Genomic DNA, 12,035 nt, shown 5'->3' with positions numbered 1-12,035 from the left:
CTACCTGAAAATCAAAATCAGCTCACTCTTTGAAGATCGGCAGCTGCCATTTGACCGCGGTTAAAATAACGGATGTTAAGGAAGAGGCACCAAATCGGTAGAGCCATCCTTGGCGTCGCTGCGATAGGAAGAGCCGCCGAAAACGCTATCCAAGCTTCTGTTACCGTCAAAAGTGATTTTGCCGCCGATTTCGGTACCGGAAGGCGTGTAATATCCCTTGCTACCGTAAAATCCGCCTTCTACTTTGCCGGCTTCTCCTCCTGAAGTCGCTGAGCCGCTGAAGGTATTGCCGTTCACACGGACATCAGTGAAATCGATATCGGCACCGAAATCATTGTTACCCAGAATCTTGCCGCCCATTTGCTGGGTATTGAAATTTACTGTCAGACGGGAACGCAATGTCGGGCTGTTATTGTCATGGGAAGACAACACCACATCGCTACCTTTCACCCGCATCGCCAATACTTCGTAAGTGGCTTTTCCCGTAGCCTGCTGGTTCTGCGAATCCTGTACCCCTAACATATGAGCTGGATCGGCCGGTACGCCGCCGACAAACAAATCGGTCTTACCGTCCGCTCCAATCCAAGCACCGTAGCGCATAGCGCGGGTATAGCCCGGTTTAATGGTGGCGCTCACGCCATCACAGCAAACCAAAAGCTGGCCACCATTATCGGTAGGCTGACCTTTTTGACGAGTAGGTGTATTGGTGTCAGGAGCAAACGAACCGGAAAGGAGCAACGGATTGGACATACGTCCAAACTGGTAGAGCTTACCGTCAGACGACCGGTAAAAGAAGCGGTCTTCCGTAGTGGTATACCCCCACGAATAAGTGATCTGAACCTGACCCGCTTCCAGCTTGCCTGCACCCGTATGCATAGCTTGGATCGGCGCCTTAGCCGGCCCAATAATGGTGCTCTCGGGCGAAGTCTTCAGCTGGGGAATTTGAACCGGGCCATCAGGAATCGGAACCGAACTGCCGCCAGCGCAAGCTGCCAGCAAAGCTGAGGAAAAAACAGAAAAACCAAATGCAGAAATTTTCATCTTTATAAACACCAACTGTTGTCCAATCAATAATAATGCTAATATATATCATTTATGAAAAAAATGAAAGAAATCGCAAACCTCGGATTAATCAAAATTAACAAATTAGAAATTAATTCAAATAAAACAAAATTTTAAAAATGATTTTTAAACAAATTTCTTTTCTGATACTCATTCCTACTTTTTTTCCAATAGCAGCCTACGCAGAAACCGGTCTCCCCCGCCAAGAACAAGACCAGCAACGCTTTTTACAATCCGAACAGCGGCAATGGATACGTCGGCTGGAAACCGCCTCTCCGGCAACAGAAAACAAACACGAGCAACAACAGACTGATGTTCCGGTCTTAAGTGCCCAAGATTTGCGCGGACAGCCGGAACTTTTGGCCTTGATGCTGACACAGGTTTTAAATACCCGGCAACCCGAACTCTTGAACGAACTGATCAAACTGTATGCCGCCGAGCCCTCTGCCGATCCGATTTTACTGGGTCGCGCCCAAGGCATGTCCGCCAAATACCGGGGAGATTACAACGAAGCCATCCGCATTTACCGCAGTCTGGTAATCGCAACACCGGATGACGTGAGAATCCGACTGGATTTAGCCGCTATGCTGGCCGAAGACCGGCAGTGGCATGAATCTGAAACCGTGTTCACAGAAATCCGCCGCCAAGAAGATATCCCCTCCAAAGTTGACGACAACATTCAAGGCTACCTGAACGCCATACAGCAGCAGCAGGCATGGCAATGGAGCGGCGGACTTTCGCCCGCTTATGACGACAACATCAACAATGCCGCTGCACCACATTGCAGCGTACTCGGATGTAGCCGCGAATTACCCCAATCTGCATTCGGCTTGGCCTACGGCGTCCAAGTGGAAAAACAACATGCCCTGGCCGGACACCACAGCCTGCAGTTTCAGGCACAATTGGGCGGCACCAATTACTACTTCAGCCGTCATTCCGCTCAAGACAGCGCTTACGGGCGGATAGGAGCCGGCTGGCTGTGGCAGAATGCCACCCAACGTTTTACCCTCCTGCCGTTCTACCAATTCCAGCTCAGCGGTACAGATAATTTCGGCGCTCACAAAGTGCAAAACAACCGCACCCTCCGCCTGCACATGTGGTCGCACGCCTACGGTTTGCGGGCGGAATACAACCGCATACTCTCCCCTCGCTGGCAGTTGAATCTGGCCGCGGAAGGCTATCGCCAGCACTACCGCCTGCCCGAGCAAGCAAAACGCCACGACGGCTGGTACACGGCACAAAACGCTTCTTTGGCTTGGCGGGCCGCACCACTCGACACCGTATATGCCGGCCTGGCACTTCATCAGGCCTTCTCGGAAAACAAACGGCTGCACGGCGAAACCAACAATGCAGCCTACCGCCGCTACGGCCTGCAAGCCGGTTGGATACACGACTGGGCTTGGCTGGGCGGTCTCTCCACCCGCGTTTCCGCCTCTGTCGCCCAACGGCGGTTTAAAGGAGAGTCGCTCAACGTGACCGCGCAAGGCTTTCCTTTGCAGCAGCGGCGCGACCGCGAGTATCAATATGGTCTCGCGGTGTGGCATCGCGCTTGGACAATCTGGGGCATGACGCCGAAGCTGAATCTGTCGCGGCAGGAAATCCGCAGCAGCCACACTTGGGCACAGCGCAAAAACAGCCAAGTCTTTATCGAACTGGAACGGCGGTTTTAATCGGCCAACAAGATAAAAGGCTACCTGAACAGGGTTTCAGGTAGCCTTTTATCTTGTTGGCCGTTAAGTGCGCAGCTTACTCGCGGTGGTAAGGATGGTTGTGCAATATGGACACGGCGCGGTAGAGCTGTTCGGTCAGCAACACGCGCACCATGCCGTGCGGGAGGGTAAGGCTGGAGAGGCGCAGCATCAGGCGGGCTTTCTGTTTGAGGGCATCGGTCATGCCGTCGGCACCACCGATGACAAAACAAATATGCTCGCCGCTTTGCTGCCAGTCTTTCAGGTAGCCGGCCAGCTCCACCGAGGTGGGCGCTTTGCCGCGTTCGTCGAGCACCACCAAATAGGCGCCGTCGGGCAGGGCTTCGAGGATGCGCTTTTCCTCCGCCGCCATGCCTTGGGCGGCATTTACGCCGGCGCCGCGTTTTTCCGGTTTGATTTCTTTTAAGACATAGCGCACGTCGCGGCCGAAACGCTTGGCGTATTCGGCCACGGCTTCATCTACCCAGCGCGGCATTTTGGTGCCGACGGCCAGCACGGTGATGTTCATCTGCCGCCCGCCTTATTTTTTGCGCCGGCTTTTGGCGGCGGCGCGGGCGGTCGGTTTTTTGTCGGCGCTTTTGCCGGATTTGCCGGCTTGGGCGGTGCTGTGTTTCGCTGCCGTTTTGCCGGCGGCTTTGCTTCGCTTGTCGCCGCTTTTGGCGGCAGACCGGCGTTTGCCGGCGCGGCCGATGGTGCCGCCGCTAACCAAGGTAAGGTCGATTTTGCTGGTGTCCAAATCGGCGCGGGCTACCTGAACCACCACTTTGTCGCCCATGTGGAAGCGCAAACCGCTGCGCTCACCTTCGATGCTCATGGTTTCGGGCCGGTAATGGAAATAGTCTTCGCCCAAATCGCTGATGTGCACCAGGCCTTCGATGTGGATGCCGTCTAAGGTGACAAACAGGCCGAAGCCGGCCATGCCGCTGACCGTGCCGCCGAAGACTTCGCCGATTTTGTCCTGCATATAATAGGTTTTCAGCCAGTTTTCCACATCGCGGCTGGCGTCGTCGGCGCGGCGCTCGCAGAAGGAGGTGTGTGCGCCTAAGGTTTGCCAGGAGTCTTTCGGCACATACTGGCTACCTGAAAGCACGGCTTTGATGGCGCGGTGCACGATGAGGTCGGGATAACGGCGGATGGGGGAAGTGAAATGGGTGTAGGCGGAATACGCCAGGCCGAAATGGCCTTCGCTGCCCGGCTCGTACACCGCCTGCTGCATGGAGCGCAGCAGCATCACTTGGATCAGCTCGCGGTCGGGGCGGTTTTCGGTTTGGGCGAATAACTCCGCGTAATCCTTCGGCGAAGGCTGCTCGCCGCCGCCCAGGCTGAGGCCGAGCAGGCCGAGTTGTTCGCGCAAGGTGGCGAGCTTCTCAGGCGTGGGGCCAAGATGGTTGCGGAACAGGGCGGGATGTTTGTTTTTCAACAGGAAATCGGCTGCGCAAACGTTGGCCGCCAGCATGCATTCTTCAATCAGCTTATGGGCATCGTTGCGCACCACCGGCACGATGCATTTGATTTTGCCGTTTTTGTCGAAAATCATCTGGGTTTCGGTGGTTTCAAACTCCATCGCGCCGCGCTGGCTGCGCTTTTTCTGCAATATCTGATAGAGCTTGTAGAGCGTGTCGATCTGCGGCTTGAGCGCATGATCGCTGCCGTTTTCAATCCAATCCCACACTTCGTTGTAAGTGAGGCGGGCGTGCGAACGCATCACGGCCGGATAAAACTGGTAGCTTTTCAGGTTGCCGGCATAGGTAAACACCATGTCGCACACCATACAGAGCCTCTCCACATCGGGATTCAGCGAGCAAATGCCGTTCGACAGGTTTTCCGGCAACATCGGAATCACGCGGCGCGGGAAATACACGCTGGTGGCGCGCTCCAGCGCATCGTCGTCCAACGGGTTGCCGGGCGTCACATAATGGCTCACGTCGGCAATCGCCACCACCAAGCGGTAGTTGCGGCCCTGTTTTTCGGCATACACCGCATCGTCGAAATCGCGGGCGGTTTCGCCGTCGATGGTCACCAAGGGCAAATCGCGCAAATCGGTGCGGCCTTTGAGGTCGGTTTTGCACACTTGGGCGGGCACTTTTTCGGCGGCGCGGGCGCAGGCTTCGGAAAAACGGTGTGGCAGTTGGTGTTTGCGCACCGCAATTTCGATTTCCATGCCGCTGTCGGCATAGTTGCCGAGGATTTCGGTGATTTTGGCCACTGCCGGGCGGTGGGCTTCGGGATAAACGTCGATTTCCGCCACCACCACCTGCCCCGGACGGGCTTCGCCCAAAGAATCGGGTTCCAAAATAATGTTGTCGGTCAGGCGGCTGTCTTCCGGTGCCAACATGGCCACACCGCGCTCCATCACCAAGCGGCCGACTACGTTTTTTTGCGCTCGTTCGATGATGTCCAGCACCTGCCCTTCCCGGCGGCCGCGCCGGTCAATGCCGGCCGGGCGCACGGTGACGATGTCGCCGTGCATCAGGCCGCGCATTTGGCGGGCGTAGAGCACGAAATCGCCCTGCCCGTCGGGCGTGAGCGGCACGGCGAAACCGAAGCCGTCTTTGTGCGCTTCGATGCGGCACTTCACCATAGCCAGCTTTTCGGCCACGCACACCGCACCGCGGCGGTTGATGTGCACTTGGCCGTCTCGCGCCATCGCGCCCAAACGGCGCTCGAAGAAAGGCAGCTCGTCTTCCTGAATGTCCAGCAAGATGGCCAGCGACTCGGTTTTCACCGGCACGCCGCGGTCTTCCAAAATTTCAATCACCCACTCGCGGCTGGGCAAGGGGTGTTCATAACGCTGTTTTTCCCTTTCCAAATAAGGATCTTGCAGACGTAATGAGGTTTTTTTCTTCATATTCTCTTTTCAATAATTGACAACTGCGAAATTGGCGATATAATGCGCGTCTTTCGTTAAAGGCCTGCACTTTAACGCAAAGCGCACATTAAAGCAAAGCCCAGGTGGCGGAATTGGTAGACGCGCCAGCTTCAGGTGCTGGTATCCTCACGGGTGTGGAAGTTCGAGTCTTCTCCTGGGCACCAATCATTTGCTTTAGAGAAGATTTTTCATCCCAAGTGCGCCAACAAAACAAAAAACGAATTGCCCAGGTGGCGGAATTGGTAGACGCGCCAGCTTCAGGTGCTGGTATCCTCACGGGTGTGGAAGTTCGAGTCTTCTCCTGGGCACCAAGTTTCAAAAACCCTGCATTGCTACAATGCAGGGTTTTGTTGTTTTCAGGTAGCCTCAAGCTTATCGGGCTACCTGAAAAGCAGAGGCCGTCAGATATCGCGCTTCAACAACATTCAAAACACTCTTGCCCATTGCTTTGTTTGCCTGCGGGGCAGCAAACGGCCCCACTCAAGCGGCGGAATGGCAGTCGCACCAACTGCCCGCGGCAATTTCTGCTATGCTTGCCGCAGTTTTCAGGCTACCTGAAACACAGTTTTCACCGCTTCCGTCTCCCCACCCGGCAAAGGCAGGCTTATGCACAACGCCCCCGACCTCCATGATTTCAGCCACCCCGTATTGGAACAGATCCGTTTCCGCTCCGGCGGCAGCGACGTATACGGCGGTCATGAAGTGACTCTGTTGAAAGACAGCAGCGAAAACTTTCCTGCCTGGCTCGAAGCAGTGGCATCCGCCCGCGATTATGTGCTGATGGAAATGTATATCTTCGCCGACAACGACTTCGGCCGCCAAATGCGCGACCTATTGGTGGAAAAGGCAAAAGCCGGCGTCAAAGTGGTGCTGATCTACGACTGGCTGGGCTCGTTGTGGCCCTCCTTGCGCGGTTTTTTCAAACCCTTGCGCCAAGCCGGCGCCTTGGTGGTGCCTTACAATCCGATGGGCTTTGCCAGCGGCATCGGTTTGTTGTCGCGCAACCACCGCAAGTCGATTGTGGTGGACGGGCACACCGCTTTTGTCAGCGGGCTGTGCGTGTCGTCGGCTTGGGAAGGCAATCCGGCCAAAGGCATTGCTCCGTGGCGGGACGCCGGGGTTTGCCTGAAAGGGCCGGCGGTGGGCGAGGTGCTGCAGGCCGCGGCCGACAGCCTGCAGTCGCAAGGCCGCGAGCTGCCGGCCGGCATCTATACCGCCTGCGGCGAAGCCGGCACGGTGCGCGCCGGCGTGGTCGCCACCACGCCCAGCAACAACAATATGATGCGACTGGATTTAAACGCCTTGGCTTTGGCCAACCGCAATCTGTGGCTCACCGATGCCTACTTCATGCCCACCCGGCTCTACACCCAGGCGCTGATCAATGCCGCCAATGCCGGAGTGGACGTGCGCTTGCTGGTGCCGCGTACATCGGATATTCCTTGGATCGGCCGCGTTTCCCGTACCCGCTACCGCGCCCTGCTGGAAGCGGGCGTTCGGGTGTTCGAATGGAACGGCCCGATGATTCATGCCAAAAGTGCGATTGCCGACGGCATTTGGGCGCGGATAGGCTCCACCAATCTCAACTTTTCCAGCTGGCACCTCAACCGCGAGCTGGACGTGGTCATCGAAGATGCCGGCGTGGTGCGCCAGTTGGAGCGGCAGTTTTTGGAAGACCTGAATCAAACCACCGAAGTGGTATTAAACGAAGAAGAGCACCAAATCATGCGCCAACGGCGGCGGCAGCATTTTTCGCGCCTGCGCATTTTCAACCGTCAGCAGGCACGCGCGGTTACCCGCCAATTTTTACAGCTGTCCCACGTTTTCGAGGGTAATTTCTACGGCACGCGCACGGTGGACGAAAACGAAGCCAAGGCTTATTTGAGTATGGGCCTGCTGATGCTGGCACTGGTGGCACTGCTGTGGTTTGCCCCCTATCTGCTGGTGGTGCCGGTGATGCTGCTGTTGCTGGCCGGCGGCCTCTCCACTACCGTGCACGCCGTGCGCCAGCTGCGCAAATTCGAGCAGCATAAAAAGCGCCGCCAAGCATCGCCGCCACACCATGATTCAGAAAAATAAAGCTTTTAAATTCAATATAATAAAATCAAAATCCAGTGAATTTAAATAAATTAAATCGAAAAGATAGTTTCAATAGTTAATTTTTTAGACTATAGTGCGCCCCATACCCGCTGCCGCCCAAACACATCCCTGTTTTCAGGTAGCTTTCTCCCCCGACCCGATAAAAAAGGAAACAACCATGTCCAAATGTCCCGTAACCCATCTGACCATGAACAACGGCGCGCCCGTTGTGGATAACCAAAACAGCATGACCGCCGGCCCGCGCGGCCCGCTGCTGGCCCAAGATTTGTGGCTGAACGAAAAACTGGCCAACTTCGTACGCGAAGTGATTCCCGAACGTCGTATGCACGCCAAAGGCTCCGGCGCCTTCGGCACCTTTACCGTGACCCACGACATCACCCAATACACCCGCGCCGCCATTTTCAGCGAAGTGGGCAAAAAAACCGAAATGTTTGCCCGTTTCACCACCGTAGCCGGTGAGCGCGGCGCCGCCGACGCCGAGCGCGACATCCGCGGTTTCGCCCTGAAGTTTTACACCGAAGAGGGCAACTGGGACATGGTGGGCAACAACACCCCCGTATTCTTTATGCGCGACCCGCGTAAATTCCCCGATTTGAACAAAGCAGTAAAACGCGATCCGCGCACCAATATGCGTTCGGCCACCAACAACTGGGACTTCTGGACCCTGCTGCCCGAAGCCTTCCACCAAGTCACCGTGGTGATGAGCGACCGCGGCATCCCCGCCTCTTACCGCCACATGCACGGTTTCGGCAGCCACACCTACAGCTTCATCAATGCCAAAAACGAACGTTTCTGGGTGAAATTCCACTTCCGCACCCAACAAGGCATTAAAAACCTGACCGACGCCGAAGCTGCCGCCATCATCGCCAACGACCGCGAAAGCCATCAGCGCGATTTGTACGAATCCATCGAGAAAGGCGACTTCCCGAAATGGACCATGTACGTACAAATCATGCCCGAAGCCGATGCCGAAAAAGTGCCTTACCACCCGTTTGACTTGACCAAAGTATGGCCGAAAAAAGACTATCCGCTGATCGAAGTGGGCGAGTTTGAGCTGAACCGCAACCCGGAAAACTTCTTTGCCGATGTTGAACAATCTGCCTTCGCACCGAGCAACCTGGTACCCGGCATCAGCGTATCTCCCGACCGCATGCTGCAAGCCCGTCTGTTCAACTATGCCGACGCGCAACGCTACCGCCTGGGCGTGAACCACCACCAAATCCCGGTCAACGCACCCCGTTGCCCCGTACACAGCAACGCCCGCGACGGCCAAGGCCGTGTGGACGGCAACTACGGCAGCAACATCCATTACGAGCCGAACAGCTTCGGCCAATGGCAGGAGCAAGCGCAGTATGCCGAGCCGCCCCTGAAGATCAACGGCGACGCTGCCCACTGGAACTACCGTGAAGACGACGCCGACTACTTCAGCCAACCGCGCGCGCTGTTTAACCTGATGAATGCCGAGCAAAAACAAGCGTTGTTTAACAACACCGCCGCCGCCATGGGCGATGCGCCGGACTTCATCAAATACCGCCACATCCGCAACTGTAACGCCTGCGACCCGGCTTACGGCGAAGGCGTGGCCAAAGCCCTGGGCTTAACCGTGGCCGATGCCGTGGCCGCCCGCGAAAGCGACCCGGCTCTGGGCCAACCCGGTCTGCTGTAATCCCGACAGCAACTTGAATCTCCATCTCCGTCAAGGTCTAGAGATTTGACGGCACCGTAAAGGCTACCTGAACAGCGTTTCAGGTAGCCTTTTTTGATGCCCCGCCTCCATGATCCGAGGCCTTTGCAAAACCCCCGGATATGGATGCCGTTCACGGCGCAGCAGCATAACAAAAGTGACCGCCACGATTCCCGGTGGTGCAGATCAATCAGACAGATAAGCAAACAAGCGGGCAGTACCCCTAAGGGATCAACGTGTCACGCAGAAATGTGCCGCAGATGGGAATTTTGCAAAGGTCTCAGTCTATCAAAACACTTGATTTACAGTCGTTTCCATTCAAACCAGCGACCAAGAGCAGCCGGCATATTTGCTGTTTAAATTTAAGCATTGTAAATTTTTATAATAATCCATATAATAATCATTCCTATTATTAACAAATATGCACATCATGAAGCCTTTATACCTCTCCCAAGTCATTGCCTTGCTGTTTTCCGGGGCCGTTTGTGCCCAAACCCTGCCGGCCGCACCGCCAACCGAGCTGGAAACCATCGAAGTGGTGGGCGAAGGGGAAAGCAAAACCCCCGATACCACCCTATTGAAAGCAGAGGACTTAAAACGGGCAGCCGCACAAAATATTGACGACCTCTTCCTCTACGAACCGGGCGTGGATGTCCGTTCCAACAACCTCCAAGGCGGTCATGAAAGCATCAACATCCGCGGCATGGAAGGCAACCGCATCCTGATGACCATCGACGGCGTCCCTCTGCCCGATATGCATGCCGACATCGGGCCCACCGCCAACGCCGCCAGCGTGACCCGCGACACCATGGAAACCGACACCCTTCGCCAAATCACCGTTTCCAAAGGCGGCGACGCCGCAGCAGACGGCAGCGGCTCCTTAGGCGGCGCCGTGGCCATGACCACCTACCGGCCCGCCGATTTCGTGCGTGCCGACAAACCTTTCTACTTCGGCCTAAAATACGGCTACCGCAGCAGCTACCGCAGCCACGGCGCCACCGCCACCGTGGCCGGCCAAACCGGCCCGGTGTCCGGCCTGCTGATGCTGACCCGCCGCAATCTCCATGAGGCAAAAAACCATGCCGAAAACGACGGCAACGGCGCCAAACGCACCGTCTCCAACCGGCAAGACACCGAAAATTACAATATCTTAGCCAAAGGCGGCATCGGTAACGACACACACCATGTCGAAGCGGTATTCGAACAATTTGTGCGCCAAAGCGACACCAACCGCCAAGAAAAACTCGGCACCGGCCGTTCGCGCAGCGGCAACAGGCTCGACACACCGCTGGCGCTGGCTTACGACGAATACAACCGCCGCCGTTTCGGCCTCACCTACCGCTATACGCCGGCCGGCAGCTGGCTGGACAGCCTGTCCGCCCACGTTTACCGGCAAACATTCGATGTGGACAACGACAGCCACCAGATAACCCACAGCACACCGCCTAACGGCGGCCCGACCCGCACCCAGGAAACCCGGGACCACAACACCTTTACCCAACACCTCACCGGCACTGGCGTAGATCTGAGCGCCCACGCCCATACCGGCAGCATCACCCACCGCATCCGCGCCGGCCTGAGTTACCGCCTGAAAGAGCACGACCGCCTGCTCAGCAAAACCGTTTCGGATACCCGCACAGGCAACAGCGCCGGCGAACAGCGCTTTTTCCCTTCTTACAAACAACATGCCCTCAGCCTCTACGGCGAAGACCGCCTGGTGTTTAACAACGGCGCCGAACTGACGTTCAGCCTGCGCCACGAACGGGAAAAAACCCGCTTCGACATCGACGAGGCCTTCCGCCAAACCAGCAACAATATTCCGCTTGCCGACAGCGTCAGCCACCATGCCTGGCTGCCCGGCGTGCGCTTCAGCATGCCCTTTAGCAAAACCCTCACCGGCTTTGCCGCCTACTCCCGCGGCTACCGTTCGCCGCCGGTGGATCTGATGGCGTCCGGCTACGACAGCTTCCGCGGCTATCGCGTCGTGCCCAACCTCGACCTCAAACCCGAAACTTCGCACAACTTCGAAACCGGCCTTCGCTACCGCAGCCCAACCCTCCGCTTGGACGCCACCGCTTTCTACAACCGCTACAAAGACTTTATTGCCACTGCTGAAAAAGCCTCCCCGGCCCCCGGCTATGTTTCCGAGTTTTATTTCAGCAACCTAGACCGGGCCAAAACTTACGGCCTCGAACTCTCCGGCGGCTGGCACATCACGCCTGCTTGGCGCTTGAACGGCAGCGTGGCTTGGATGCGCGGCAAAAACGAAAGCCTCAACCAGCCGCTCTCCACCGCCTACCCCTTGAACGGCGTGCTGGGGCTGGACTATGAACGCGAACAGTGGGGCGTCGGCACCCGTCTGCGCTGGGCGGCCGCCCGCCACCGGGTCAAAGCGGGCGACTTCCGCGCACCGGGCTACGGCGTGTGGGACCTCACCGCACATTACCGTCCTTGGAAAAATCTGGAACTCCATGCCGGCATCTACAACATCGGCGACAAACGCTATTGGCACTTCGCCGATGTCGGCGGCGTGAAAGCCGATGCCGCGGTTGACCGCTATACCCAACCCGGCCGCAACTTCTCATTGGGCTTACATCTGCAATTCTAAAACCGC

Annotated in this window: 7 protein-coding genes and 2 tRNA genes; 6 read left to right on the top strand and 3 right to left on the bottom strand. The window is 56.8% G+C overall.

Annotated elements, in window-relative coordinates:
- Window positions 1-75 precede the first annotated feature (75 nt).
- On the bottom strand, window positions 76-1,041 hold the full coding sequence (locus H3L94_RS03040) for a Slam-dependent surface lipoprotein (protein WP_182122607.1): 966 nt from the start codon (window positions 1,039-1,041) through the stop codon (window positions 76-78).
- Between the two features lie 140 nt (window positions 1,042-1,181).
- Here H3L94_RS03040 and H3L94_RS03035 point away from each other — a divergent pair, with 140 nt between their 5' ends.
- Entirely contained in the window at window positions 1,182-2,732 is a 1,551-nt protein-coding gene (locus tag H3L94_RS03035; RefSeq protein ID WP_182122606.1) for a surface lipoprotein assembly modifier, read from the top strand.
- 76 nt (window positions 2,733-2,808) lie between these two features.
- On the opposite strand, the gene rlmH is transcribed toward H3L94_RS03035, so the two are convergent.
- Both rlmH and rnr read right to left on the bottom strand, forming a co-directional pair.
- Window positions 2,809-3,279, bottom strand: a complete 471-nt coding sequence (rlmH, locus tag H3L94_RS03030) for a 23S rRNA (pseudouridine(1915)-N(3))-methyltransferase RlmH (RefSeq protein ID WP_182122605.1) — start codon at window positions 3,277-3,279, stop codon at window positions 2,809-2,811.
- Window positions 3,280-3,291: 12 nt separating this feature from the next.
- Window positions 3,292-5,619 carry a ribonuclease R gene (gene rnr / locus H3L94_RS03025; RefSeq protein ID WP_182122604.1) on the bottom strand — a complete coding sequence of 776 codons (2,328 nt, stop codon included), beginning with the start codon at window positions 5,617-5,619 and terminating at the stop codon, window positions 3,292-3,294.
- Window positions 5,620-5,717: 98 nt separating this feature from the next.
- Between rnr and H3L94_RS03020 the strand changes: the two genes are divergently transcribed.
- The 5 genes from H3L94_RS03020 (at window position 5,718) to H3L94_RS03000 (ending at window position 12,029) form a co-directional block, all read left to right on the top strand.
- A tRNA-Leu gene (locus H3L94_RS03020) sits at window positions 5,718-5,804 on the top strand.
- A gap of 60 nt (window positions 5,805-5,864) precedes the next feature.
- Window positions 5,865-5,951, top strand: a tRNA-Leu gene (locus tag H3L94_RS03015).
- 295 nt (window positions 5,952-6,246) lie between these two features.
- Window positions 6,247-7,716, top strand: coding sequence for a phospholipase D-like domain-containing protein (locus tag H3L94_RS03010; RefSeq protein WP_182122603.1), 1,470 nt, complete (start codon window positions 6,247-6,249; stop codon window positions 7,714-7,716).
- Between the two features lie 178 nt (window positions 7,717-7,894).
- Window positions 7,895-9,403 carry a catalase gene (locus H3L94_RS03005; protein WP_182122602.1) on the top strand — a complete coding sequence of 503 codons (1,509 nt, stop codon included), beginning with the start codon at window positions 7,895-7,897 and terminating at the stop codon, window positions 9,401-9,403.
- Between the two features lie 448 nt (window positions 9,404-9,851).
- Window positions 9,852-12,029, top strand: a complete 2,178-nt coding sequence (locus H3L94_RS03000) for a TonB-dependent hemoglobin/transferrin/lactoferrin family receptor (RefSeq protein ID WP_182122601.1) — start codon at window positions 9,852-9,854, stop codon at window positions 12,027-12,029.
- Window positions 12,030-12,035: the final 6 nt, after the last annotated feature.

The sequence above is a fragment of the Neisseria shayeganii genome, from assembly GCF_014054965.1.
Classification (GTDB): Bacteria; Pseudomonadota; Gammaproteobacteria; order Burkholderiales; family Neisseriaceae; genus Eikenella; species Eikenella shayeganii.
The sequence above is the reverse complement of the archived record's forward strand: the minus strand, read 5'-3'. Positions and strand labels throughout refer to the sequence as shown.

Bases quoted from the DNA above. Each gene is read 5' to 3' on its own strand.
- H3L94_RS03040 (WP_182122607.1), bottom strand. From the start codon at position 1,041: ATGAAAATTTCTGCATTTGGTTTTTCTGTTTTTTCCTCAGCTTTGCTG.
- H3L94_RS03035 (WP_182122606.1), top strand. From the start codon at position 1,182: ATGATTTTTAAACAAATTTCTTTTCTGATACTCATTCCTACTTTTTTT.
- rlmH (WP_182122605.1), bottom strand. From the start codon at position 3,279: ATGAACATCACCGTGCTGGCCGTCGGCACCAAAATGCCGCGCTGGGTA.
- rnr (WP_182122604.1), bottom strand. From the start codon at position 5,619: ATGAAGAAAAAAACCTCATTACGTCTGCAAGATCCTTATTTGGAAAGG.
- H3L94_RS03010 (WP_182122603.1), top strand. From the start codon at position 6,247: ATGCACAACGCCCCCGACCTCCATGATTTCAGCCACCCCGTATTGGAA.
- H3L94_RS03005 (WP_182122602.1), top strand. From the start codon at position 7,895: ATGTCCAAATGTCCCGTAACCCATCTGACCATGAACAACGGCGCGCCC.
- H3L94_RS03000 (WP_182122601.1), top strand. From the start codon at position 9,852: ATGAAGCCTTTATACCTCTCCCAAGTCATTGCCTTGCTGTTTTCCGGG.